At 60.8% G+C, this 24,449-nt stretch carries 19 protein-coding genes and 1 pseudogene; 9 read left to right on the forward strand and 11 right to left on the reverse strand.

Annotated elements, in window-relative coordinates; genetic code table 11:
* Window positions 1–6: 6 nt before the first annotated feature.
* The 3 genes from ACSFC7_RS20790 to ACSFC7_RS20800 all read right to left on the reverse strand — a co-directional run bounded on the left by ACSFC7_RS20790 (window position 7) and on the right by ACSFC7_RS20800 (window position 3,425).
* Complete coding sequence (locus tag ACSFC7_RS20790; RefSeq protein WP_436344716.1) at window positions 7–891, reverse strand: glycosyltransferase; 885 nt, start codon at window positions 889–891, stop codon at window positions 7–9.
* A gap of 6 nt (window positions 892–897) precedes the next feature.
* A complete protein-coding gene (locus ACSFC7_RS20795; protein ID WP_436344717.1) occupies window positions 898–1,809 on the reverse strand; it encodes a glycosyltransferase in 912 nt (303 codons plus the stop codon).
* 494 nt (window positions 1,810–2,303) lie between these two features.
* Entirely contained in the window at window positions 2,304–3,425 is a 1,122-nt protein-coding gene (locus ACSFC7_RS20800) for a hypothetical protein (RefSeq protein ID WP_436344718.1), read from the reverse strand.
* Between the two features lie 427 nt (window positions 3,426–3,852).
* On the opposite strand from ACSFC7_RS20800, the pseudogene ACSFC7_RS20805 reads away from it, so the two are divergent.
* A pseudogene (locus tag ACSFC7_RS20805) lies at window positions 3,853–4,476 on the forward strand (IS6 family transposase).
* 81 nt (window positions 4,477–4,557) lie between these two features.
* Here ACSFC7_RS20805 and ACSFC7_RS20810 read toward each other — a convergent pair.
* A complete protein-coding gene (locus ACSFC7_RS20810) occupies window positions 4,558–5,604 on the reverse strand; it encodes a PLP-dependent cysteine synthase family protein (RefSeq protein ID WP_436344719.1) in 1,047 nt (348 codons plus the stop codon).
* Between the two features lie 92 nt (window positions 5,605–5,696).
* On the opposite strand from ACSFC7_RS20810, the gene ACSFC7_RS20815 reads away from it, so the two are divergent.
* Window positions 5,697–7,316 (forward strand): asparagine synthase-related protein, encoded by a 1,620-nt coding sequence (locus tag ACSFC7_RS20815; RefSeq protein ID WP_436344720.1) that lies wholly within the window; start codon window positions 5,697–5,699, stop codon window positions 7,314–7,316.
* A gap of 488 nt (window positions 7,317–7,804) precedes the next feature.
* Here ACSFC7_RS20815 and ACSFC7_RS20820 read toward each other — a convergent pair whose 3' ends face one another.
* Complete coding sequence (locus ACSFC7_RS20820; RefSeq protein WP_436344721.1) at window positions 7,805–8,677, reverse strand: hypothetical protein; 873 nt, start codon at window positions 8,675–8,677, stop codon at window positions 7,805–7,807.
* 178 nt (window positions 8,678–8,855) lie between these two features.
* Window positions 8,856–9,836 carry a hypothetical protein gene (locus ACSFC7_RS20825; protein WP_436344722.1) on the reverse strand — a complete coding sequence of 327 codons (981 nt, stop codon included), beginning with the start codon at window positions 9,834–9,836 and terminating at the stop codon, window positions 8,856–8,858.
* A 60-nt stretch (window positions 9,837–9,896) separates the two neighbouring features.
* On the opposite strand from ACSFC7_RS20825, the gene ACSFC7_RS20830 reads away from it, so the two are divergent.
* Window positions 9,897–11,339, forward strand: a complete 1,443-nt coding sequence (locus ACSFC7_RS20830; RefSeq protein WP_436344723.1) for an oligosaccharide flippase family protein — start codon at window positions 9,897–9,899, stop codon at window positions 11,337–11,339.
* 51 nt (window positions 11,340–11,390) lie between these two features.
* Window positions 11,391–12,131 carry a UTP--glucose-1-phosphate uridylyltransferase AglF gene (gene aglF / locus ACSFC7_RS20835; protein WP_436344724.1) on the forward strand — a complete coding sequence of 247 codons (741 nt, stop codon included), beginning with the start codon at window positions 11,391–11,393 and terminating at the stop codon, window positions 12,129–12,131.
* Window positions 12,132–12,271: 140 nt separating this feature from the next.
* On the opposite strand, the gene ACSFC7_RS20840 is transcribed toward aglF, so the two are convergent.
* Complete coding sequence (locus tag ACSFC7_RS20840) at window positions 12,272–12,526, reverse strand: hypothetical protein (RefSeq protein WP_436344725.1); 255 nt, start codon at window positions 12,524–12,526, stop codon at window positions 12,272–12,274.
* A gap of 251 nt (window positions 12,527–12,777) precedes the next feature.
* Here ACSFC7_RS20840 and ACSFC7_RS20845 point away from each other — a divergent pair, with 251 nt between their 5' ends.
* Window positions 12,778–13,116: a sugar phosphate nucleotidyltransferase gene (locus ACSFC7_RS20845; RefSeq protein WP_436347998.1), complete on the forward strand. Its 339-nt coding sequence runs from the start codon at window positions 12,778–12,780 to the stop codon at window positions 13,114–13,116.
* A 143-nt stretch (window positions 13,117–13,259) separates the two neighbouring features.
* Here ACSFC7_RS20845 and ACSFC7_RS20850 read toward each other — a convergent pair whose 3' ends face one another.
* On the reverse strand, window positions 13,260–13,805 hold the full coding sequence (locus tag ACSFC7_RS20850; protein WP_436344726.1) for a CDP-2,3-bis-(O-geranylgeranyl)-sn-glycerol synthase: 546 nt from the start codon (window positions 13,803–13,805) through the stop codon (window positions 13,260–13,262).
* Window positions 13,806–14,042: 237 nt separating this feature from the next.
* Here ACSFC7_RS20850 and ACSFC7_RS20855 point away from each other — a divergent pair, with 237 nt between their 5' ends.
* Both ACSFC7_RS20855 and gdhB read left to right on the forward strand, forming a co-directional pair.
* Window positions 14,043–15,221, forward strand: coding sequence for a M24 family metallopeptidase (locus ACSFC7_RS20855; RefSeq protein WP_436344727.1), 1,179 nt, complete (start codon window positions 14,043–14,045; stop codon window positions 15,219–15,221).
* A 30-nt stretch (window positions 15,222–15,251) separates the two neighbouring features.
* On the forward strand, window positions 15,252–16,538 hold the full coding sequence (gene gdhB, locus ACSFC7_RS20860) for a glutamate dehydrogenase GdhB (RefSeq protein WP_436344728.1): 1,287 nt from the start codon (window positions 15,252–15,254) through the stop codon (window positions 16,536–16,538).
* 50 nt (window positions 16,539–16,588) lie between these two features.
* Here gdhB and ACSFC7_RS20865 read toward each other — a convergent pair whose 3' ends face one another.
* The 3 genes from ACSFC7_RS20865 to ACSFC7_RS20875 all read right to left on the reverse strand — a co-directional run bounded on the left by ACSFC7_RS20865 (window position 16,589) and on the right by ACSFC7_RS20875 (window position 21,654).
* A complete protein-coding gene (locus ACSFC7_RS20865) occupies window positions 16,589–16,906 on the reverse strand; it encodes a TrmB family transcriptional regulator (protein WP_436344729.1) in 318 nt (105 codons plus the stop codon).
* Window positions 16,907–17,434: 528 nt separating this feature from the next.
* Window positions 17,435–20,668 carry an FAD-linked oxidase C-terminal domain-containing protein gene (locus ACSFC7_RS20870; RefSeq protein ID WP_436344730.1) on the reverse strand — a complete coding sequence of 1,078 codons (3,234 nt, stop codon included), beginning with the start codon at window positions 20,666–20,668 and terminating at the stop codon, window positions 17,435–17,437.
* An 8-nt stretch (window positions 20,669–20,676) separates the two neighbouring features.
* Complete coding sequence (locus ACSFC7_RS20875) at window positions 20,677–21,654, reverse strand: NAD(P)-dependent oxidoreductase (RefSeq protein WP_436344731.1); 978 nt, start codon at window positions 21,652–21,654, stop codon at window positions 20,677–20,679.
* Window positions 21,655–21,802: 148 nt separating this feature from the next.
* Between ACSFC7_RS20875 and ACSFC7_RS20880 the strand changes: the two genes are divergently transcribed.
* Both ACSFC7_RS20880 and ilvA read left to right on the forward strand, forming a co-directional pair.
* Window positions 21,803–23,143: an amidohydrolase gene (locus ACSFC7_RS20880; protein ID WP_436344732.1), complete on the forward strand. Its 1,341-nt coding sequence runs from the start codon at window positions 21,803–21,805 to the stop codon at window positions 23,141–23,143.
* A complete protein-coding gene (gene ilvA, locus ACSFC7_RS20885) occupies window positions 23,140–24,393 on the forward strand; it encodes a threonine ammonia-lyase (RefSeq protein ID WP_436344733.1) in 1,254 nt (417 codons plus the stop codon). The genes ACSFC7_RS20880 and ilvA overlap by 4 nt, the downstream gene beginning before the upstream one ends.
* Window positions 24,394–24,449: the final 56 nt, after the last annotated feature.

Below are 24,449 nucleotides of genomic sequence, written 5' to 3' on the forward strand. Positions count from 1 at the left end.
CGTCGCTCACTCCTCGAATCTCGGAACTCCGTCCTCGAGTTCAGGCTCTTGACCGTCTGCGAGGTACTCCTGGTAGTAGCCGAGACCGCGGACGCCGGTGAGGACCCTCGAGAGCGCGCCGAAGGCGAGACGATCGCCGCGCGGCAGGTCGCGATCGGGGGACTTGACGCCACTCGGGCGGGGAGGGACGCCAGGGGTTCCGTAGCGCTCGGGGTGATAGCGCTGGAGCTGACAGAGCCCGCGACCGACGCGGAGGTCCTTCTTTACGAGCGCTTCCAGTGAGTTCCGCGTTGGATGGTACATGGTGACGTCCTCGGCGAAGTGTACGTCGTAGCCCGCCTCGTGAACCCGGTTGCCGAACTCCTTGTCGCCGCCGGAGATCAGTCGGTGGTCGAAGAGGCCGACGTCCTCGAATACCTCGCGGCGGACGAAGAGGCAACAGGTCGGGGCGAAGTGCTGGCGTTCGATGTACTGTTCGATAGGGAATCCGGTGTGGTGGTCGTAGCGGGCCGCACGGGCGGGGTCGTCGGGGAGGATGAGTTCGACGTTGCAGCCCATGTAGTCGGCGTTCGTCGATCGGAAGGTGGAGAGGGCGGACTCGAGCCAGTCCTCGGGGACGGTCATATCCGCGTCGACGAAGGCGAGGATTTCGGCGTCGGTGTTTCGGATGCCGGTATTGCGGGCGGCGTAGGAGGATTGGATTTCGGTCTCGGTGAGGTAGGTGATTCGTTCGTTGGTATACTCGTCGATGACTGTCGGAGTCTCGTCTGTGGAGTCGTTGTCAACGACGTACAGGTGTGCTTCGTTGTTTTGGAGGAGGGGACAGATCGACTCGAGGGTAGTTCGGATGCCGTCGGGGTCGTTGTAGACGGGGACGACGATCGCGACCATCGTGGTTCACTCTCCCCATCGGATCGCGACGGCCTCGCGGAGTGCGTTCGCTGACTGGGTCAGTTTCAGGCCATACTCGAGCGCGTAGAACCCGATCATCTCCGACGCGGAGACGGACGTCCCCGAGTATCGATCCCGGAGCCGCCAGGGACTCGGCGGGAGGAACCGCGTCGGGTGCAACGGGTGAGCGTAGTCGTCAATCTCCGAGTGGTAGTGGCGCATCTGCGCTCGCCCGCGGCCGATTCGCTGAGCTTTCGAGCGCAGCTCGGCGAGCGAGTCTCGAGCCGGATGGTAGGCGGTTATCGACTCCGCGTAGCCCTGGTCGAAGCCGGCCCGGTGGACGCGCTGGCCGAACTCCTTGTCGCCGCCGGACTCGAGGCGATGCTCGAAGCGGCCGATCTCCTCAAAAACTTCGCGCCGTACCGCGAGCGCGCAGGTCGGGACAAAGTACTTTCGCTCGAGGTAGCTCTCGACGGGGAAGGAGAGCGACTGCTCGTAGCGTTCCCATAAATTGGGTTGGTCGTTGACGACGACTTCGACATTACAGCCGACGTAGTCGTAGTCGTTGCATTCAAGGACGGTAGCCATATCCCTGACCCAGGTTTCGGAGACCCACATATCAGCATCAAGAAAAAGCAAAACATCACCAGAGGCGTGTTCTATCCCGGTGTTGCGAGCTGCATAGGAGGACTGAACGTCAGTTTCTTCGAGTGGGGTAACTAAGTTTGGATTCTGCTCGGTAAGATTCTGGATCACATCCCCTGTTTTGTCCGTCGAATTATTATCAACGGGCAAAATTTCGTACTTTTCATATAACTGGTTAGATAGCGACTCGATTGTTGTACGTGTACCTTTTGGATCGTTATACGAGGGAATTATCACAGAAACATCGAGGGTTCCTTGAGTACTACTCGTCATGAGGATGTTGTTCTGTATTGTTAAACGCAAAAATATAGGACTTCTGAATGACAATCATGAGAATAAAAGACAACCATCAATATAAAGTGTGAGACGGTTTAGAATCTCTCGTTGAAATCTATTAACCACTGCTCGGTATCACGGGGTCCAAAACCACCATTCCATCACTGACGGTTCCCGCCGGAGACAGCGTCCCTGCACCGTAATCAGAAAACGTTGTGTTCGTTGACTCTACTCTGTCGGCGATGGAGCTTCAGTTCGCGCTCAAATTAATGGAATATCATCATGCACGATTAACTGGCTGTAATTCCGTCCGAGGATTATCAAACCCGCTGCATACTTGACCTTAGCAAGGATGAAATAACTATCACACTGATAGGAGGCGGCTATCCCGATCCGGATAGCAAAGTACCGTACTTGAAAAAACAGAATCACGACCAGCTTCGCAGCTACAACTGGCAATGACTCTCATCAATGATTGACTAACCGGTAAATCACCTCTCGTGCTGATCAACTGTGATCGTCAGTTCCGGCAGTCGGGTCAGCTGATAGATCCGCGCGGCGAGTGTCTCCTCGTCGTAGGGGGTACGGTCCATTCTGTCGCGATCAAACGAGTAACACCGGGAGAGTTGCTCTGAAACCCAATCCTCGGCAGCATGCTTGTTCTCGTGTAGTTCCCACTCCCAGTGAGCGATTTCAAATCCAGTCGGGTTGTATGAATAGCAGAACTGGTTATCGTTGATCGCTACGCGATAGCGCTCCGATCGCGTGTACTCAGTGAGTGTTTCGATCAATGGATCTTCCCAGGTTGGATGATTCGGATACTGTTCATGGAGGATGGCAAGACTACTTAGAATGAATGAGTGGTATCCGTAGGACCGTCGTTCAATCTTACGCCTATACTCTGTCCGAACCCTGTGGAGAATTGGATCAGGAATCCGTTTCAGGCGGATATTTTTGACCAGATATGGGACGAACAATTTTGGATCCAATCCTGGAGCGACCGAGTGGTAGACTGGCCCTTCACGGAATTGCGTCAGGATCGATGGTACCCTATCAAGAACAGCCTGAACCTGTCGTTCGATTCGGTCGTTCTCCCGCCGATCACACACCTCCGCACCAACAGCCGCGAACCAGAGCTGCTGGTTGAGCGTGAAATGGTAACCGAGGTCGGTACCGTCAACATCGATTGCGTGCCAGCCAGGAAGGGATCCATCATAGGGATGGGTTTCGATCAGGCTCTCAGCGATATCGAGTAGCTTGGGATTGTCAAGAAGTTTACCCAGGCGGATCAGAGATTCGATCGTCCATGCTTGTCCGATAAGACCGTTACACTGGTCTTTTTCATCGGACTGCCGATGTCGGTAACTGTATCCCTCCGGCTGGACCTCATCCGAGCATAGGTACGTCGCGCACATCCGAGCCGCATCCCTGTATTTCCTATCCCCGATCTGTTTAGCAGCCCAAGCGAAGGTGATCCCCCAATGAGCCGTGTTCCTGACTGGAGTGTCCTCGTCGTTCCATGGTCCGTTGGATCCTGCTGGCGCGTGGCTTTCGTTCCCGAACCGCTTGATAGCCGTATCGGCAGACCGTCTGAGCAGATCTGTCGTTCGCATGTATTCGCACATTTGTTTGTCGGTCGCGTCAATTTAACCCTCACGAAGGAAAGGACATCTTGTCGCGTGAAGGCACATACGCTTCTATTCCAGTAGTACAAATGAAGTGCTTAGCGAGGATGCGCCTTCGGAACGCCCCCGACGAGCGAAACAGAAACTTTGCGACGACGGCGTCAGTGCCCTCGTTTGTGATAGGAGTTGTTTCTTCCTTGATGACTTGTTTTAGTACCGGCTTCCGTATCGGCAGAGATACCGAAACCGGATCAATGTGCTGGACGGTCTGGGCTTCTTGAGCAATCGACCTGCGAACGGTACGAACCGTAGGTTCGTTTGATCGCTGCCCACGCGTGAAAAGCGCTGCTGGGACCCAATCGGGCGCTGTTCAGATTAGAGTCTGAAGGAGAGAGGCGATAGCAGTTTCTGGGGTGTGGCTAGAACCGACCGGCTCACGCGTCCTAACACGGACATTCAGTTAGGATTTGTGGAGTGCGCAGACACCGCGCGAACTGATGCACCTCAGTATCCACCTCTATATGACAGGCCTCTCGCTTTCAGATACTGTTCATTTTTTGGAAAAATTTCGGTGTCAAACGAGTTCGTTCCATCGACTACAACTGTGCAAAAAGCAGAGCTACTGCCCAGCGGCGGTAAATCACCGGATCACGTCGGGCTCAACGAGACGGTGATCCAACTCACCGACCAGCGGTACTGGCTGTACGCCGCCGTCGATCCCGATACAAACGAATTCCTCCACGTGCGGCTGTTTCCGGCGCGGAACTCCGGCCTTATGTCGATGTTTCTCGCCGAACTGCGTGAGAAACACACCGTCGACGACACCGTCTTTCTCGTCGACTCCGCTCCATGGCTCCACGCACCACTCCACCGCCACGGACTCCGATTTCGATACGAGACGCACGCAAATCGGAATGCCGTTGGACGTCTCTTTCAGGAAGTAAAACGAATTACATACCAGTTCCGGAACTGCTTTAGGAACGCCAAGCGAGAAACCGCCGAAAGGTGGCTCCAGAGCTACGCATACTGCTGGAATTAGCTAATCTGAACAGTGCCATATTATGTAATGTCGCTTAATCTCTTGATCAGTTGATTATGATGCTATCCGGTGAGGTGGGCGTCACGGCGACGGTTGTTCGACAGAAGCGAGGACGTCGAAGTACTGTTCGCCTCCATCACACGCGATGAGGGCGACGACCGAACCGGGATTATCACTGGCGATGGAATGGGCGATCTTTAACGCAGCACCGCTCGACGGTCCAATTAGCACACCATTTTCCTTCGCGGACTTTTTCGCCCACCTGATTGCCACATCGTCGCTCACGTCGAACACATCGTCGACATACTCGAACCACATTGTCGGCGTTTTTGATCCTTTGCCGAGTCCCTCGATTTGAGTTTCGTAGGAAACTGGATCGTTGTCGTAGAAGGCGGTGCTAATGTTCGAATTTATCGCATCAACGCCGATGATCTCCACAGTGGGATTTTGATTCTTAAGATACTTTCCGATGCCCGAGAGCGTTCCTCCAGTACCCATCGGGCAGACCACATGAGTTACATCCTCCAATTGTTGGTACAGTTCCGGACCTGTCCACTTAGCATGTACCTCCGGATTGAGCTGGTTGTGGTATTGGTCTAGAAACACGCCGCCACGATTATCTGCGATCGCATCCGCTTGATTTCGATAGTGGTCCGCGGAGTCGGAATCAACTGACGGGCACTCAATCAGTTCTGCACCGAGGGATTTGACGTAGCCGATCTTTTGTCTGCTTGTTGTTTCCGGGGTCGTGATGACACAGTCATGACCTAACCGGTTAGCGACGAGCGAGACGCCACCCGCAGTGTTCCCTGAGGACGCCTCAACTATGAGGTCGTTGCGATCAATATCGCCGGTTTCGTACATTTCCAGGGTCATACCGAGAGCGATTCGATCCTTCATCGAACCCGTAGGATTTTCCTTTTCCAGTTTGACGTAGAGATTGTCGTTCACCGCGTCAGGATACTCGATCATTGATGTGTTGCCGATCAGGGAGAGAATAGGATCGTCAACATCATACGGAGAGGTCGCGGGCGAGACTGCGGTCGATTCAGGATGACGGGGACCACCGAAAACCTCGGCGGGGGTGCCGCACCCACGGTCCTGATCGCTGCCGGGATTTTTCCTCATTGTTTCACCCGCAGGTGCAGAGATCGCTTAAAAGGTGGGGTTATACCAGAAGACCATTCTATGACTAAATCCTTGGAACGGTCGTACGAACAATGCCAGCATCAATTGCGTTGGACGACCGGCTATGGGAGACGCGAGGGGACGTTTCGGTTCGCGGGCGCGGCTTTTACAACGGTGAATATGTCGATACTACGAGCATCGCAGAACTAGTCGAATCCACGTCAGGTCGTACGGAACTTAAATCGCTCCTCTCCTCGATAAACGGCTTCTACGCGGTAGTCGTTGTTCGGAATCCGGAAACGATCCTCGCTACCGATCGGATGCGCTCGTGTCCGCTCTTTTACGCTATGCGTGGCGACACGATTCTCGTCTCAGACGATTGTGGATGGCTTATCAAGAAGACTGACGTTCAAAATCGGTCCAAACAATCCCAAATCGAATACGAAACTTCGCGATTCGTCATGGGTTCGAACACACTCTACGAAGACGTCTATCAAGTTCAGGCGGGAGAGTTGGTCACACACGATACATCGAGGGATGACCTCATAAGGGAGCCATATCGTTTACACACCGTGACCGAACAGCAGTACACTACTGATGGTCTCCGCAATCGCTTTTTGTCCGTCCTTGACGCGGCTTTCAAAAGATTGACCCAGGTCGCGGGGGGCCGACCGATCGCAGTCCCGCTAAGCGGAGGATACGACTCACGGTTGATCGCGGTTATGCTCAAACGAATCGGATACGATAAAGTCATCACCTACTCTGTCAATACCGGTGAGGACATTACCGTTGCGAGAGACGTCGCAGAGAACCTTGATTTACCGTGGGTCACGGCCGGGTTAACGCACGACGATTGGCGCTCCTTCTACGACTCGCCTCGCTGGAACCGCTACTTTGATCGGGCAGGGTGGATTGGAAGCCTTCCTAGTCCGACCCATGTCCTCGCGCTTAATCATCTCGTTGAGCAGGGCAACCTTCCAACAAACGCTCTGTACGTCCCTGGTGAATCCGCGCTCGACACGATGAAAGCCACGCCGACAGGCCTAGAGGGTGAACGCAAAATCGACCTGCAAACACTCACTTCACTCATCCTTGACCAACATTTCAAGTACAACGAATGGACGACGATTCCCCGCGACGAATTCACAGCACGAGTCGCGGAAACCATCGAACTCGGGTCGTCTGCTGAGCCTCAATCCATGGTCGAGGCGTTCGAACGTTGGCGATTGAAGGAACGACGGGCGAAATTAATCGTCAACGGTGTCCGTTCCTTCGACTTCTGCGGACACGGCTGGTGGCTACCCTTGGAGGATCACCGACTGTACGAATTCTGGCGTCGCGTCCCAATCGAACAAAAACGCCACCGTCACTTCTACGAATCATTTATCAAGGATCTGTACGCCACGGTCGCCGATGTAGACGAAACCACGGCAAGCACCGTCGCGGATACGACCTTTCGATCGAGAGTCGCGTCCCGCGTTCGCGGCCGGTATATTTGGCCTTACGCGAAGCGCGCCTACAAAGTCTGGGATCGAAGTTGGCTAAAACGACTGTACCTGCGGCGAGTTTGCGGCGACGATATTTACAACAAGGACCCGCGATTCGGCATTATGAGCAAGACGACATTTCGATCGGTGTACAAGGGGCAGTCGTATCCCTTCTTCTCGCTGCTCGCAGGTGAAACGACGGGATCAATCGAGTTCGAGACGTGATGACGGTATGACCACCATGAGAGGGTAGGACATCAGACGGCACCCGAGGTTACGGGACAGTGCTCCTCGCCCAACGGTACGATACGCCCTCAACTAAAGGTTCCCGGTCGCATTTATACCCGTGGCAAGCGCATCGGGAGATATGATCTCCGATCAAATTTCAGTTTGCGATGATACGAAAGGGACTTGTTTCGTCCTCTTTGAATCATCACGTTTGAGAGATTGGAATCTACATCAATTGAAATTTGTGATTATTATGACCGAAAATCTGTACGTTTGAGATGTCCCGGTTAATACTTGAAGGAGTATGACGGAATGAATCGCAGTTCTATGTTAGAATTCACCTACTTGGGTAGACCCGGTGTCAACATTCAGTTAGTCTTTGCAGGGTGCGAGCAGACACTGTGTGAACTTATGCGATCGAGTAATCAGCTATGCGGCTTCCCCTTTTGGAGATACTACCCTGGAAAGTTGAGCAATTCCTCTCACTAGAGGTAACCGAGTTGCTCGAGACGATCTTCAACCGACGCTGTATTCGAAACGGTCTCGAGACCGGGCGCTTCGGGATCGTACTCGCCTTGATCCTCCGACATCGTCTCCACCCACGGAACGCGACGCATACACGGGATCGGACACCCGATGACGTGCCTGTAGAAGCCGTACTCGCCGAACGCCTCCCCGTGGTCGGCGGTGATGACGACGTTATCCCGGTCGAGATTCTCGAGGAGAATCTCGACCTCGTCCAGCACGAACCGAAGGTTATCGAGGTAGGCCTCCCACACTGTGTCCCTGGAGACGGTTCCGTTCTTGAGCGCGTCGAACGGTTTCTGGAGTGGGCCATCCTCGAGCGGGAACGGATCGTGCGGGTACATGTAGTGGACGATCAATCGATCTACGTCGGTGGTGCGCCCGACGTCGATAGCGCGGTCCGTCGCGTATCGTGGGTGGACACGTCGCCCATCTCCACTCCCGACGGACCACTCTGCCGTGTCCTCGAAGTCCGCTCGCCACAGCTCCTCGAGGTAGCCGAAGTCGGCAGACGCTACGGTATCGTAACTGCTCGGACCGAACGGAATCGCGGCGTTACCGGTGTGACCGTCGTCGTCGAAAACCCGTTCCGTGTACCCGTTACCCGTCACGTATCCCGTTTGTTGGGTTTCCTCGAGGTATTCCGCAGAGAAGGTGTGGTTCAGCCACTCGAACGACGTGCTCCCGATAGAGGTAATCGAGTCGACCTCGCCGATGAATTCGTACTCGTCGGCCACTTCTTGCATCGCGTCGACGCGACAGGCATCGAGGATAACGAGTAGATCCCAGTCGCGCTCGAAGACGTTTGTTCCGTATGGGTACCGATGAGTCACAGTGAGGAATCCGCCGACGTATAGGTTGTATAGCGGACGGAGGAGACGTGCGGGCAGCGAGCGATCGCCGGATCTGAGCGTAGAGAGGCTCTCCGAGATCCACCCAGAGAAACTAATCGTCATGGTGGAAGGTGTCGCGAGTAATCACTTATATTTGCCGTCCCCGCTCGAGTCCGGTTTACGCGTAGCCGAGGGCCTCTAACCGTTTCTCGATGGCGACCTCGGCGTTCGATTCCGACTCCAGATCCGGCGTTCGCGTCTCCAAATCCTCCGCCGAGGCCTCGATCCATGGCACTTTCTTCACAACCGGGTGCGGGAATCCTTCGGGGTGGCCGTACGCGCCGAACTCTCCGAACGCCTCGCCGTGATCGGCCGTGATCGCGACGGTCTCGGCGTCGACGTTCTCGAGTAGGACCTCGATTTGATCCAGAACGACTCGCAAGTTGTCGAGGTACAACTCCCAGATCTCAGCCCTGCTCGCCTCGCCGTCCCGGAGACTACGCCAGGCGCCGGATTCGATCTCGTTCGGCTCCTCGCCAGTCTGGACGGCGTTCGCGATGTAGGGGCCGTGGGGTTGCATGTAGTGGGCGATGATTCTCGTGGCCTCATTCGAGCGTCTACGATCGATCACGTGATCGGTTACGGCGTGGGGTGGCGTCACGCCGAACGTGTCGTTGCGGTGAGTGTCCCAGACATCGACGACCTCTCGAAACGCGTCGCTGTCGACGACGTCCCAGTCCGTCCAGTAGAACGGTACGTCGATCCGGTCCGGCGGCAGTCGCCGATCGCGAAACACGAATCCGGAGTGGAAGTTTGCGGTAACGTACGTCGTCTCTGCAATTTCTTGAGACCACGCCTCCGAGAACGTCTGTGCAAGCCACTCGTGAGAGTTGCTCCCGACGGAGACGATGCTATCGACTTCAGTAATAAATTCGTACTCGTCAGCGATCTCGCGCATCGCGTCGACGCGACAAGCGTCGAGCACGACGAGGAGATCCCAATCGCGCTCGAAGACGTTCGTCCCGATCGGATACCGGGAGGTGGCGGTGTACCAAAGCCCTTGGTAAGGTCGAATGAGGGCTTCCTTGAGCGCCCGGGTCGGGTCCTCGAACAGGAGTCGGGCGCTCGAGCGGGAAGGCAGATTGAAACCGACGGCCATACTCGAGGTACAGATGATTACGTTATAAGTTAGTTGGATCAGAAAAGACGGCAACTACGAATGAGAATCGGCCAGACCTCAGCAATCCATTTCGCTTCCAACATGCTCGCGTCGGCGATTTCGTTCGTCGCCGTCATCTATTTCGCGCGCGAGGTCGGCGCAGATATCCTTGGACAGTACTATCTCGTTATCGCCCTGCTCGCCTGGCTCAAGATCGCCGGTAAACTGGGTGTCGGCACTGCGATCACTAAACGAGTGAGCGAAGAACGGGACCAGGAAGAGTTTATCGTGGCGGGCGGAACTCTCATCGCCGCGCTCTTCATTGTCATGGCGATCGGGTTGTTCGTCTTTCGCGGCTACGTCGACCGATACGTGGGCGCGGACGTAACCGAGTTCGTCGTCCTGCTGCTGTTCACGTCGCTGTTCTACTCGTTCTTTACGTCGGTTCTCAACGGGAAACACCTCGTCCACGTCGCCGGAATGCTCTCGCCGGTCCGAATCACGACCCGGAGCCTCTTCCAGATCGGCGCGGTGTTCGCGGGTCTGGGGCTAACCGGGATGCTGACCGGCTACGCGATGGGGTGGATTCTTGTCGCCCTCGTCGCGGTCTTCGTCGCCGGTTTCACGATTACTCGGCCGCGAAAGCGCCACTTCGTGAGCCTAATCGAGTACGCGAAGTACTCTTGGCTCGGGAGTGTCCAGTCGAAAACGTTCAACTGGATCGACGTCGTCGTCCTCGGATTCTTCGTTCCGTCGGGGTTGATCGGCATCTACTCGGTCGCCTGGAGCATCGCGATCTTTTTTCTGCAGTTCAGCCACTCGGTCAGCGCCAGCATCTTCCCCGAAATCAGTCGAACCGCCGTCGACGAAAATCGAGAACAAATTTCCAACCTCGTCACCGACGCGTCCGGTTACACAGGCGTTATCTTGATCCCCGGATTCGTCGGAGGTTCAATTCTCGCTGATCGCGTGTTACGGATCTACGGCGAGGAGTTCGTCGAAGGTGGCGTCGTTCTCATGATCTTGATCGCCGCGGTCCTCGTCTACAGCTACCAAAAACCGCTACTGATGACCCTCAACGCGCTTGATCGTCCAGATCTTGCCTTCCGCGTAAACGGGGCGTTCATCCTCACCAACGTCGTCCTCAACGTCGTGCTCGTCTATTTGCTCGGGTGGCTCGGTGCCGCCGTCGCGACGGGGATCTCGGCCATTGTCGGTCTGGCCGCTGCGTACGTGTACCTCTCGAGCCTACTCGAGTTCTCGATCCCATACCGGGAAATCGTTTGCCAGTGGATCGCAGCAGCCCTCATGGGAGGTGTCGTCTACGGCGGCCTTCGGATCGAGGAAACGCAACGAATCCTTGGCCACAACTCCGCTACCGTCCTTACCTTGGTTGGAATCGGAACCGGGATCTACTTCGGCACATACCTCGTCATCTCGAGCACATTCCGAACAACAGTAACCAATAACCTCCCGTTCGACATTCCATTCCTCGCCAACTAATCTCGTAATCGCTCACAAAGTATATGTCGCCCCACCAGAACCATTGCAGACATGCAAGCAGTCGTCCTAGCAGCCGGAAAGGGGACCCGGCTTCGCCCACTCACCGAAGACAAACCGAAGGTGCTCGTCGAGGTCGACGGCAAGCCACTCATCGAGGACGTCTTCGACAACCTCCTCGAGATCGGCGTCACCGAACTGATCGTCGTCGTCGGCTACCAGAAAGAACAGATCATCGAGCGCTACGGCGACAAGTATGAAGGTGTGCCGATCACCTACGCCCACCAGCGAGAACAGCTCGGACTCGCCCACGCGATTCTGCAGGCCGAGCCACACATCGAGGACGATTTCGTGCTCATGCTCGGGGACAACGTCTTCCGCGGGAACCTCGGCGACGTGATCAACCGTCAGCGAGAGGATCGCGCGGACGCCGCGTTCCTCGTCGAGGAGGTGCCCTACGAGGAGGCCTCCCGGTACGGCGTCCTCGATACGAACGAGTACGGCGAGATCGTCGAGGTCGTCGAGAAACCCGACGAGCCGCCGTCGAATCTCGTCATGACCGGCTTCTACACCTTCACGCCCGCGATCTTCCACGCCTGTCACCTCGTGCAACCGTCCGACCGCGGCGAGTTCGAACTCCCGGACGCGATCGACCTGCTGATCCAGTCGGGCCGGACGATCGACGCGATCCGCATGGACGGCTGGCGCATCGACGTCGGTTATCCCGAGGACCGAGACAGGGCCGAAGAACGGCTCGCCGACGACGAATCCGCCACCACAGAACAGAAGGCGTAGGCCGCTACGGTGAGTCCCCGGAGGAAGAACGTTCTCCATGGGGATATCGTCTGGAGAGGGCGAACTATCGATACTCAGAGTACATTGCAGCAGTTCGTCTCCGGAGGAAGAACTCGTCGCGGTGCTCTCGCGTCGGTGAGTTACGGCCCGAGCGTCTCTGCCGCCCATCGAGACAGTCGCGCCCATCCCGAGTCGCGCTCCGTGCGTTCGATGTAGCGCTCGAGAGTCATCTCCGGGTTTCGAACCCACTCGGATGGGATCGCACCGGCGAGACCGTAGTCGTACTGCGTTTCGGGTTCTCGAAAGACGGTATCGGTCGTCTCGTCGTAGTAGTCGAGATAGCCGTCCGCACGAGTACCGATGAGTCGGAGTTCGGAGTCGTCGGTCGCGGTCATTTCAGACCATCGCTCCGTCGGGTCCAGTCGTGTCTGCCATGAGCGTTGTCTCCCGTCTGGTGTAATCTCTCAAAGGCTTTCTGGAACGGAACGCCGAGGGAGGCGGACCGAGGTCGTGAGCGACGGACGAAAGGAGAGAGGGTTTCAGGATGGTTGCAGTGTCTCAGCGAACGATCGATCCGTTCGCTCACTAATTCTCCGAAGAAACATCTCTGCAGGTGAAGAGCAACAGATCGTATGCAAGCAGCGTGCTGGCCGCGGGCAAGGGCACCCGTCTCCGTCCGCTGACCACCAACAAGCCGAAGGCGCTCGTCGAAGTCGTCGAGAAGCCCGACGACCCGGCATCGAACCTCGTCATGACCGGCTTCTACACGTTCACGCCCGCGACCTTTCACGACTGTCACCTCGTTCAGCCGAGCGACCGCGGAGAGTACGAACTCCCGGACGCTATCGACCTGCTGATCCAGTCCGGCCGGACCATCGATGCGATCCGGATGGACGGCTGGCGGATCGACGTGGACTACCCCGAGGACCGCGACGCTGCGGAGGAGCGACTGCAGGACGAAGCCGAGGCCGTCGCCGAACAGTAGACCGACTTCGGTACGGACGAGCGTAATTCTCGACGAGACGTTGGAACTGACTGACTGGAACGAGTTACTCGAGTCCGTTTACTACCGGATCAATTCCATCGAGCCCGGAAACGAAGAAACCCTCCTAAACCGTCGAATCAGCCCTACCAGGGCTCGTTCTTCAAGCCGAGTTTGTAGGCGATCATGTTCGTCGCCACGTGTAGAATCGGCGTCAGAATAACGACGACGGCGATGACCTCCCACGTGAACACGTCGAAGAACCACTCGCTTGCCAGCAGTGCAGTCAGTGGCAGCGAGACGACGACGAAGTCGAGCTGATCGAGTCCGGGGAACATCGCTCCGCGCTGCCGACCGGTCCGTCGCTTCAGGAACGACGCGAGGATATCGCCGAGCATCGCTCCGGCGGCGAGACCGAGCGCAGCGAGCAGTGTGAATTCGGGGACGTCCACACCGGTTGCGGACCTCACCTCGCCGGCGAAGAGACTCAGAAAACCGGCGAGCGCGAGCCCAGTGACGATCCCGGCGGCGGTGCCGCGCCAGGTCTTGCCGTCGCCCAGCATGCGCTTATCGCCCCACGTTCGACCGCCGTCGATCGGCCGGCCGCCGCCGGCCAGCACCGCGGCATTGTTGGGCACGTATGCGGGTAACATCGCCCAGAACGCGATCACGATCGTCTCGAGTATTGCCATATCCGCGGCAACGAACCCCCGTGTCTTAACCGCCGGTGGTTCGGAACGAGGATCCAGCAGCCGCGATCGGAGAGTCGCGAACGCCGTTCGAACGGGTCTGGAGTCGATATCACATGCCGCTGTACTCGACTACTCGGTCGCTCGAGCACCCGTCCTATCTGTAAACAGTATCTGTATCTACTATACACGAAAAACTTTTAGCACTCCTGATCGATTTCCTTCGCAGGGCCTGTTATCATGTCACGAGATGTCTTCGACGAGGCGGAGTACGAACGCCGGGTCGCTCGGGCGAAAGAGCGATTGCACGAGGCGGACCTCGACGCGATCGTCGTGTCCGATCCGGCCAACATGAACTACCTGACGGGGTACGACGGCTGGTCGTTCTACGTCCACCAGGCCGTCGTGGTCACGGCCGAACGGGACGAACCCGTCTGGGTCGGCCGCGAGATGGACGCGGGCGGCGCGCGGGCGACGACCACCCTCTCCGAGGAGAGCATCCGCTTCTACAGCGACGATCACGTCCACTCGCCGCACGACCTTCACCCGATGGATTACGTCGCGGGCGTCCTCGAGGATCTCGAGGTCGCGGACGGCCGCATCGGCCTCGAGATGGACGCCGCTTACTTCACCGCGAAGTCCTACACCCGACTCCAGCAGAACCTCCCCGACGCCGAGTTCGAGGACGCGACGCTGCTGGTCGGCTGGGTCCGGATCAAGAAGTCCGAGCAGGAACTCGAGTACATGCGCGAGGCCGCCCGCATCTCGGAGAACGCGATGCGGGCCGGTCTCGACGCGATCGAAGAGGGCGTGCCGGAGTACGAGGCCGCGGCCGCGATCTACGAGCAACTGATCCGCGGAACCGACGAGTACGGCGGCGACTACCCGTCGATCGTGCCGCTGATGCCGTCCGGCGACCACACGGACACGCCCCACCTGACCTGGACCGACCGCCCGTTCGAGGACGGCGACCCGGTCATCATCGAACTCTCGGGCTGTCGCCACCGGTATCACTCCCCGCTGGCGCGGACGACGTTCGTCGGCGATCCGCCCGAAGAACTCGAGCGCACCGCCGATATCGTCGTCGAGGGAATCGAAGCCGCGCTCGACGCCGTCGAACCGGGCGTCACCTGCGAGTCCGTCGAGAAGGCCTGGCGCGATACCATCGCACAATACGGTCTCGAGAAGGAGGACCGCATCGGCTACTCGATGGGACTCGGCTACCCGCCGGACTGGGGCGAGCACACCGCGAGCATCCGTCCCGGCGACGAGACTATCCTCGAGGAGAACATGACCTTCCACATGATCCCCGGCATCTGGACCGAGGCGGTCGGCATGGAGATCAGCGAAACGTTCCACGTCACGAGCAGCGGCGCGGAGACGCTGGCCGACTTCCCCCGGAAGCTGTTTACGGCGTAGTCCACGATTCACGTCCACACCCAATTCACAATGGCTACGACACCGACCCAGGAAGAAGCCGAACCCGAAACAGAGTACGACTCAGCGCTCGTCACCGCTCGACGCCAACTCGAGCGCGCGGCGACCCACGTCGACGTCGACGAGGGCGTCATCGAACGGCTGAAACACCCGACCAAGGTCCAGCAGGTCTCGGTTCCGCTCGAGCGCGACGACGGCGAGGTCGAGGTCTTCACCGGCTACCGCGCTCAGCACGACGACGTCCGCGGGCCGTACAAGGGCGGTCTCCGCTACCACCCCGAGGTCACCGCCGAGGAGTGTACCGGGCTCTCGATGTGGATGACCTGGAAGTGCGCCGTAATGGATCTCCCGTTCGGCGGCGGGAAAGGCGGCATCGCCATCGATCCCAAGTCCCTCTCCGCGGACGAAACCGAACGGCTCACGCGCCGGTTCGCCGAGGAACTGCGCGACGTCGTCGGCCCGACGAAGGACGTTCCGGCACCGGACATGGGTACCGACGCTCAGACGATGGCGTGGTTCATGGACGCCTACTCGATGCAACAGGGTGAGACTATCCCCGGCGTCGTCACCGGCAAGCCCCCCGTCATCGGCGGCTCCTACGGTCGCGAGGAGGCACCCGGTCGCTCGACCGCGATCGCGGCACGGGAGGCGATTCAGCACTACGGCAACGAGGTCTCCGAGATGACCGTCGCCGTCCAGGGCTTCGGCAGCGTCGGCGCGAACGCCGCCCGCCTGCTCGAGGATTGGGGAGCCACCGTCGTCGCCGTCAGCGACGTCAACGGCGCGATCTACGACCCCGAGGGACTCGAGACCCACGAGGTCCCGACTCACGAAGAGGAACCGGAGGCCGTCCTCGAGCAGGACGCCCCCGAAACGATCTCCAACGCGGACGTGCTCGAACTCGACGTCGACGTGCTGATCCCGGCCGCCGTCGGCAACGTCATCACCGCTGACAACGCGGACGCCATCGAGGCCGACATCGTCGTCGAGGGCGCGAACGGGCCGACCACGTTCGCCGCGGACACGATCCTCGAGGAACGCGACGTGACAGTCATCCCGGACATCCTCGCCAACGCCGGCGGCGTGACGGTGAGCTACTTCGAGTGGCTCCAGGACATCAACCGTCGCCAGTGGACCTTAGAGGAGGTCAACGAGGAACTCGAGGACAAGATGCTTTCGGCCTGGGCCGACGTTCGCGAGGAGGTCGAGTCGAAGGAGCTGACCTGGCGCGACGCCGCCTACGTCGTCGCGCTCTCGCGAATCGCCGAGGCGAAGGCGACGCGCGGGCTCTGGCCGTAGGTTAGCGGCAGTTTTCCGTTTTGCGTTCAGTTCGTCGAACGTTCCCCGAGTTACTCGTCGTCTGTATCGGATTCCGCCGCTGCAGCCAGCCATTCTTCGCGATCTTCGTAGCCGACTCTCTCGTTGAGAGACTGGACCGTCGAGTGGAAGGCGAACGCATCCCGAACCCGCTCGAGAGTACCGATCCTCCAAGTGGATTCCTCCTGCCGGACGAGACCAGACGATCGAAGTCGATCGAGAACCGGCCGAACGGAATTCTCGTCGAGATCCGTGTTGTCGGCGATTTCAATCGCTTCGAACGCCTGATCACGGTTCTCGGCGAGGAACAGAAGAATCCGTTCCGCATCCGTTTCGTGGTCCTTTGGCATATTCCTGTGATCGGACTCGTCGTGGTCGGTCGGCATGGGAGACTTCCGATGACAGACAGTAACGATCGGTGTCGGTATAATCCTTCACAATGATCAGTAGAGATGCGAATTGAGCAGTATGTTCGAGACGAGGTGCGTGAACCGAAGCAAAGCGTCCTGCTAGCGTGGCAACAGGGAATCGCCACGTCCTCCCCAGCCGATTCGCTCGCTCCGCTCGCTCATCCCTCGCGTGAGTTCGTGCCGCGGTTCGCTCTGCGCTCACCCCGGCACAGCACGCGCCACCGTACGCCGGTTGCTCGGCCGAGCGGTAGGTAGATCGCCTGTATGGATCATTTCGAAGTTCGTGCGAAGACTTCTCTGACCCGCTCCTACATGCGGTGGCGTGCGCTGTCGGCTGGGGAGGACGTGGCAATTCCTAGTGGCCACGTGAGCAGGACACGCTTCTTGAACAATCCGACTTTACAATCCGAAGACCGTTTCACTCAACCGAAATTCGAGTCGATACAATAGCGAAAAGAACCTACCACCTTACTCCGACGAAAGCGCCGCAGCAACCTTCTCGATCGGATGCGGCGGATCGTCGCAGCCGTCGTATTCCGACAGCTGTGACCGACAGGACGCACCGGGCGCAACGACTGTCTCTCCGTCACTCCCCTCGACCTGATCGAACAGCACGTCCCCGATCTTTCGGCTCAGCGAGTAGTGTTCGGCCTCGTAGCCGAACGAACCGGCCATTCCGCAACAGCCCGAGTCCAGCGCGTCGACCTCGTAGCCGACGGCCTCGAGCACCGTCGCCGCGTGGCCGTCCTTCTTCGTCGCCTTCTGGTGGCAGTGGCCGTGGTAGGTCAGCCGCTCCTCGGTGCCGTCGGACCCGCCAGTCGGCAGTCCACCGGCCAGATCGAACTGATCGAGGTACTCGCAGACGCTGTAGGTGTTCGCGGCGACGCGCTCGACGTCGCGACCCGAGAGCAGGTCCAGATAGTCCGACTGGAACATGACGGCGTCGGAGGGCTCCACGAGCACGACCTCCCAGTCGTCCTCGAGTTCGGGCGCGAGGGCGTCGACGTTCGTCCGCGCTCGTTCGCGCGAGCGGTCGAGGAACCCCTTCGAGTGCGCCGGCCGTCCCGTCGACGTCACGCCCTCGGGAATCCGGACGTGGACGCCGGCCGTTTCGAGGACCTGCACGGCCGCCTTCCCGGCCCGCGGGTGGTTGTAGTTCGTGTAGGTGTCGGGGAACAGCAGGACCTTCCGGTCGGCCTCCGCTTCCGAAACCCGCGGCCCGCGCGTTGCGAACCAGTCTTCGAAGCTCTCGTTCGCGAACGTCGGCAGATCGCGCTCGCGGGCGATCCCCACGGTCTTCTCCGCCATCGTCCCTGATCCGGGCAGCGACGCGGCCCAGTTCGAGAGCGGCGCGAGCGCGGAGCCGACGGCGTTCAGCCGGTCGACGTTCGCGAACAGCTTGTCGCGGAGGCTCGAGCCGTTCTCCTGGTGGTTCGCGTGCTCCACTTCGGCCTTGAGCTTCGCCATGTCGACCTCGCTCGGGCAGTCCCGCGCACAGCCCTTGCAGCCGATACAGAGGTCCATGATCTCCGCTAAGAACTCCTCGTCGGTGGCCTCGGCCTCGAGTTCGCCGTTCATGGCGCTCCGGAGCATGTTCGCCCGGCCGCGAGTGCTCAAACTCTCCTCCTCGGCCGCGCGGAAGGTCGGACACATCACGCCGCCGGTCGTCTCCTGATCGCCGCGACAGCCGCCGCAGCCGTGACAGAGTTCGGCCATGCCCTGGAAGCCGTTCTCGGTTTGCCACTCGAGGGCGGGCTCGAAACCGGCCTCGAATTCATAGCTGGGATCGAACCGGAGGTTCTCGGTCATGTCGTGGTCGCCGCAAACGTTCCCCGGATTCAGGAGCCAGTCCGGATCGAAGACCGTCTTCAGCTCCCGGAAGAGTTCCCAGACGTCGTCGCCGTAGAGTTTGTGGTTCCACTGGGTGCGGGCGCGGCCGTCGCCGTGTTCACCCGAGACGCTCCCGCCGTACCGGACGACGAGGTCCGTGACGGCGTCCGAAATCCCCTCGAACTCCTCGAGTCCCGCCTCGCTCTTCGTGTCCACCAGCGGCCGCATGTGCATACAGCCCGGCCCGGCGTGAGCGTAGAAGCTGGCGAAGGTGTCGTACTCCTCGAGGACCGCCTGAAAGTCCGCGACGTAGTCCGCGAGGTTCTCGGTCGGGACGGCCGTGTCCTCGATGAACGAGATGTGTTTGGCGTCCGAGGTTCGCGAGAGAAGGATCGGCGCCGCGCTCTTGCGGAGTTTCCAGAGTTCGGCGATGCCTTCTGGGTCGTGGGCCTCGAGGGCGTCGAACGCGCGGACGGGGTCGGTCTCGCCCCCGGACGCAGTTACGTTGCCGTCTTCGTCCGCCTCGGCCGCGTCGGCCGTCGGATCCGGCACCTCTTCGTCCGGCAATCGGTCGGCGAGCAGGTCCGCGACCTGCTCGCGGCCGTGGTCGTCGTCCTCGGCGTAGAACTCGACGAGCAGCGCGGTTTCGGTGCCCGCAGGCAGTCGTTCGACGAGTTCGGCGAACTCTTCGGTGTTCTCCGCGAGTTCGATCAGGACGTCGTCGATCGCTTCGACCGCTGCCGCGTCGTGATTTCTGACGATGGTGTCGACGTCGGCCATCGCCTCGAGCAGGTCGTGGTAGGTCAGGAGGACGACGGACGTCGTTTCCGGCACGGGCTCGAGCGAGACGGTCGCCTCCGTCACCACGCCGAGGGTCCCTTCGCTGCCGGCGAAGACGCGCGCGAGGTTGACCGTCGCGTCGGGATCGGGCTCGGCGCCGTCGTCGATCGCGGCCGAGTCGCCCGCGTTCTCGTCGAATGCGTCGGGCTTCCCGTGGGCCTCCGCGACCAGCCGATCGAGGTTGTAGCCCGAGACGTTGCGCTTCAGTTGGGGGAAGACCTCGCTGATCGCCTCGGCTTCCTCGTCGACGACGCGGCGCAGGGCGTCGTAGATTCGCTCGAGCAACTCCCCCTCCGGATCGGCCCGCTCGCGAAGCTCTCTAACCGTCATCTCGCCGAAGCGTTCGACGGAGCCGTCGGCGAGGACGACCTCGCAGGCCTCGACGTAGGCGTCGGTCTTCCCGTACTGCAGCGAGTGTGCGCCGGTCGAGTTGTTCCCGATGGCGCCGCCGATCGTGCTGCGATTGCCGGCGGCGGGGTCCGGTGCGAACTTCAGTTCGTGCGGCGAGAGTTCGTCGTTGAGGTCGGCGAGCACCGTCCCCGCCTCGACGGTCGCCTGCCGCTCGTCGGGGTCGACGGAGAGCAGATCGCCCATGTGCGTCGTGAAATCGAGGACGACGGCCTCGTTGACCGCCTGCCCGGCGAGACTGGTGCCGCCGCCGCGCGGGAGCACCGGGATCTCGTTGTCCGCACAGTATTCGACGACGCTCGCGACGTCGGCCGTCGAGCGCGGTAACACGACCCCGATCGGGGTCATCTCGTAGGCGCTGGCGTCGGTCGCGTACAGCCGACGGGAGTACTCGTCGAACCGGACCTCGCCGTCGATTCGCTCCCGGAGCGCGGAGACGAGTGCCGGTCGGTCGACGTCGCCGCCGACGTAGTCGTAGGTGGCTCGCGAATCCGCTGCTGGATCACCCTCGCGCGGATCGTCTGGCGGCCCGAGATGGGCTTCGTCCGGGGTCGACGTCTGGTCGCTGTGGTCGGTCGTGGACCGCGAGTCGTCGGTCGCGGACGGCGGGTTGTCGGTAGCCATCGGTCTCGTCAGTTCGACTCCGGCCGATAGACGGCGTTCTCGAGGTCACTCCCCGTGCCCTCGTCGAGCACGCCGACGTTGTGCGCGACGATGTCGGACAGCCGATCCCAGTGTTTCGGCGTGTGGCCGCCCGTGTGGGGCGTGATGAGGCAGTTCTCGAGATCCCAGAGCTCGTGATCGTTCGGGAGCGGTTCGGGATCGGTGACGTCGAGTGCGGCGCCGCGGATGCCGTTGAACTGCAGGGCGGAGACGAGCGCGTCGGTGTCGACGATGCCGCCCCGGGCCGCGTTGACGACCACGGCGTTCGGCGGCAGCGTCGCTAGCGCGTCCTCGTCGACGAGGTTGCGCGTCAGATCGTTGAGCGGACAGGCGAGGACGACGTACTCGCTCCGCGAAAAGGCCTCGTGAATGTCTTCCTCCTCGAAGCTCAGGACCTCGTCGGTCGGGCCGCCCTTCGAGGGCGTGTAGCGAATTCCGATCGTCTCGACCTCGAAACCCTCGAGCCGCTGGACGATCTCCTGGCCGATGGAGCCGAGGCCGACGATCGTGACGGTGCTGTCCGTGAACTCGTGGGACTGGAAGTGGCGCCACTCGCCGTTCGACTTGCGCCGCCAGCCCTCGTGGAGGTTCCGCGCGAAGACGAGCATGTTGGCGATCGACTGCTCGGCGATACCGGGGGCGTGGATGCCGCCCGCGTTCGTCACGGCCACGCCGTGGTCGGCCAGCGCGTCCATCGGGACGTGATCGGTGCCGGCGAACGTACACGCGAACAGTTCGAGTCGGTCGGCGGCCTCGAGGAGGTCCTCCTCGATCGTGATGCCGGTCACGACCCGCGCCTGCGGGACGAGTTCGCGCTCCTCTTCCGGCGTCCGCGCGAGCGCGACGGTGTGATCCGGGAGCCGTTCGCGCAGCGCGTCTGCGTACGATTCCATCGACAGCCCTTCCGTTCCCTCTCGCAGAACGACGACGTCTGGATTCGTGCTCATTGTGATGAATGTGCGCGTTACCGCGGCCTGTCGCCGTTGCAACGCAGCTATACCCTACGGTTGTCATCGTCTCTCTTATCTTTTTTGTGTAGTCGGCGTCAACACTGATTGTGTATAATTAAGTCGCTGGGGCGCGTCAGTGACTGGCATGAGCGAGCCGATACGGGACCGCCTCGTGTCCCTCCGTCGCAGTTTGCACCGCCACCCCGAGCCGGCGTGGCGCGAGTTCTACACGACCGCGCGGATCGTCGAGGAGATCCGAGCCATCGGCGTCGACGAGTTGGCCGTCGGCCCGGACTCCTACGATCCCGCGGACCGGATGGCCGTCCCCGAGGACCACCGACTCGCGTCGTGGGACAAACGGGCGCGCGAGCGCGGCGCCGATCCCGACCTCCTAGAACGGATGGCCGGCGGCAACACCGGCGCGGTCGCCGTTCTCGAGCGCGGTGAGGGCCCCGCCATCGGGCTGCGGGTCGACATCGACGCGCTGTTCATCGAGGAGTCGGACGAGAAGGGGCACGATCCGGCCGCCGAGGGCTTTCGATCGGAGATCGACGGGACGATGCACGCCTGCGGCCACGACGTCCACATGACCTGGGGGCTGGCCGTCCTCGAGGCGATCAAGGAGAGCGACTTCTCGGGCCGGCTGGTCGTCTTCTTCCAGCCCGCCGAGGAGACCAGCGGCGGCGGCTGTCCGATGGCGAAGAGCGACTTCGCCGCCGATCTGGACTACCTGCTCGCCGTCCACGTCGGCCTCGATCACCCGACGGGAGAAGTCGTGGCAGGGATCGAAAAGCCCCTCGCGATGTGCCACGTCGACGCGACGATTCACGGCACCTCCGCACACGCCGGCAAGGCGCCCAACGAGGGCGACAACGCGATGCACGCGATGGGTGCGGCGATCGAGAACGCCTACGGCATCCCCCGCCACAGCGACGGGATGACCCGCGTGAACATCGGCTACGCCGAGGCCGGCTCCGCGAGCAACGTCATCGCCGAAGAGGCTCACATGGAGGCCGAAGCGCGCGGCGAGACCACCGAACTGATGGAGTACATGAAGGAGAAACTCGAGCGGACGGTCAAATCCGCCGCGACGATGCACGGCTGTCAGGCCGACGTCGAGGTGGTCAGCGAGTCGCCACGGGCCGACAGCGACCCCGAGTTGCAGGCGCTCGTCAGCGAAGTCGCGAGCGGCGTCCGCGGGGTCGATCACGTCCTCCCGGCCGCCGACTTCGGCGCGAGCGAGGACGCCACGTTCCTGATGGAGCGCGTCCAGCGGGACGGCGGGCTGGCGACGTACATGATCGTCGGTACCGACCACCCCACCAGCCACCACACGCCGACGTTCGACGTGGACGAGGATAGCCTCGAGCACGGCGTCGATGTCCTCGTCGAGTCGATCCGGGAACTCGAGCGCCGGCATCCGGTTCCGCACGTCGAGGACGAACGGACGGACGTCGAAGACGAACGGACGGAGGCCGACGAATGAGCAGGGACCACCGGACGGACGCCCTCGTCACCCTCGAGGACGTCGAGGACGCGCGCGAACGGATCGACGACGTCGTCCACCGGACGCCGCTGGACACCTCGCGGACCTTCGCGGAACTGAGCGGTGCCGCCTCGGTCGGGCTCAAGCTCGAGAACGTCCAGCGCACGGGCTCGTTCAAGATCCGCGGCGCGTACAACCGGATGGCCCAGCTATCGGAGGCGGAACGCGAGGTGGGCGTCATCTCCTCGAGCGCGGGCAACCACGCCCAGGGCGTCGCGCTGGCCGGGCAACTGCTCGATATCGACACGACGATCGTGGTCCCCGAGGTCACGCCCGCCGCCAAGATCGAGGCCACGCGGGGCTACGGCGCCGAGGTCGTCGTCGAGGGCGACATCTACGAGCGATCCTACGAGTACGCCCTCGAGCGCGCCGAGGAGACCGGCGAAACGTTCGTCCACCCCTTCGACGACGAGGCGATCATCGCCGGCCAGGGGACGATCGGGTTCGAGTTGCTCGAGCAGTATTCGGAACTCGATACGGTCCTCGTGGCGATCGGCGGCGGCGGACTCATTTCGGGGATCGGAACGGTACTGAAGGCTCAGGACTCGGATATCCGTGTGATCGGCGTCCAGCCGGCGGGAGCGTATCACGCGAAACCATCGCTCGAGGCCGACGAGATTCGGGAACTCGAGGACGTCGACACCGTCGCGGAGGGCATCGCGGACACGCGACTGCTCGAGACCACCTTCCTGAACGCTCGCGAGGTCGTCGACGACGTGGTGAGCGTCAGCGACCGCGAGATTGCGACCGCGGTGACGCTGCTCGCCGAGCGCGCGAAGACCGTCGTAGAGAGCGCCGGGGCTGCGCCGCTGGCCGCCGCGCTGTCGGACGAGAGCGGGCTGGACCTCGAGGGAGAACACGTCGGCGTCGTCGTCTCCGGCGGGAACGTCAACCTCACCGAGCACGCCGAACTGACCCGGACGGGGCTGCACGAACTCGAGCGCTACGCCGACGCCAGACTGGCCGTCGCGGGCTGGCCGACGACGGTGGGAGACGTGGTGGAGACCGTCGAATCGGAGGGAGCCGAACTGGACGTCCTCGAGCGCGCGCGTCGGGGTCCCGTCGACGAGCCGAATCGGATTCCGGTGACCGTCGGGCTCGAGGGGAGCGGACGGGAGCATCTGGATGGGGTACTCGAGGCGTTATCTGCGCTCGATGGCGTTTCGGTGGTCGAATGCTCGCTCGAGTAACCGCTCCGAGCACACTGTTGGCGCGCTGAACCGCGACGAGCGAAAGCGAGGCGCGG

This window comes from Natronorubrum halobium (assembly GCF_051351675.1).
Lineage (GTDB): Archaea > Halobacteriota > Halobacteria > Halobacteriales > Natrialbaceae > Natronorubrum.

What these genes read in the sequence shown, in the direction of transcription:
- ACSFC7_RS20865 (WP_436344729.1), bottom strand. Translation starts at nt 16,906, where the DNA reads ATGCCAAAGGACCACGAAACGGATGCGGAACGGATTCTTCTGTTCCTC.
- ACSFC7_RS20825 (WP_436344722.1), bottom strand. Translation starts at nt 9,836, where the DNA reads ATGGCCGTCGGTTTCAATCTGCCTTCCCGCTCGAGCGCCCGACTCCTG.
- ACSFC7_RS20870 (WP_436344730.1), bottom strand. Translation starts at nt 20,668, where the DNA reads ATGGCTACCGACAACCCGCCGTCCGCGACCGACGACTCGCGGTCCACG.
- ACSFC7_RS20855 (WP_436344727.1), top strand. Translation starts at nt 14,043, where the DNA reads ATGTCACGAGATGTCTTCGACGAGGCGGAGTACGAACGCCGGGTCGCT.
- aglF (WP_436344724.1), top strand. Translation starts at nt 11,391, where the DNA reads ATGCAAGCAGTCGTCCTAGCAGCCGGAAAGGGGACCCGGCTTCGCCCA.
- ACSFC7_RS20830 (WP_436344723.1), top strand. Translation starts at nt 9,897, where the DNA reads ATGAGAATCGGCCAGACCTCAGCAATCCATTTCGCTTCCAACATGCTC.
- ACSFC7_RS20850 (WP_436344726.1), bottom strand. Translation starts at nt 13,805, where the DNA reads ATGGCAATACTCGAGACGATCGTGATCGCGTTCTGGGCGATGTTACCC.
- ACSFC7_RS20790 (WP_436344716.1), bottom strand. Translation starts at nt 891, where the DNA reads ATGGTCGCGATCGTCGTCCCCGTCTACAACGACCCCGACGGCATCCGA.
- ACSFC7_RS20880 (WP_436344732.1), top strand. Translation starts at nt 21,803, where the DNA reads ATGAGCGAGCCGATACGGGACCGCCTCGTGTCCCTCCGTCGCAGTTTG.
- gdhB (WP_436344728.1), top strand. Translation starts at nt 15,252, where the DNA reads ATGGCTACGACACCGACCCAGGAAGAAGCCGAACCCGAAACAGAGTAC.
- ACSFC7_RS20815 (WP_436344720.1), top strand. Translation starts at nt 5,697, where the DNA reads ATGCCAGCATCAATTGCGTTGGACGACCGGCTATGGGAGACGCGAGGG.
- ACSFC7_RS20800 (WP_436344718.1), bottom strand. Translation starts at nt 3,425, where the DNA reads ATGCGAACGACAGATCTGCTCAGACGGTCTGCCGATACGGCTATCAAG.
- ACSFC7_RS20795 (WP_436344717.1), bottom strand. Translation starts at nt 1,809, where the DNA reads ATGACGAGTAGTACTCAAGGAACCCTCGATGTTTCTGTGATAATTCCC.
- ilvA (WP_436344733.1), top strand. Translation starts at nt 23,140, where the DNA reads ATGAGCAGGGACCACCGGACGGACGCCCTCGTCACCCTCGAGGACGTC.
- ACSFC7_RS20810 (WP_436344719.1), bottom strand. Translation starts at nt 5,604, where the DNA reads ATGAGGAAAAATCCCGGCAGCGATCAGGACCGTGGGTGCGGCACCCCC.
- ACSFC7_RS20840 (WP_436344725.1), bottom strand. Translation starts at nt 12,526, where the DNA reads ATGACCGCGACCGACGACTCCGAACTCCGACTCATCGGTACTCGTGCG.
- ACSFC7_RS20875 (WP_436344731.1), bottom strand. Translation starts at nt 21,654, where the DNA reads ATGAGCACGAATCCAGACGTCGTCGTTCTGCGAGAGGGAACGGAAGGG.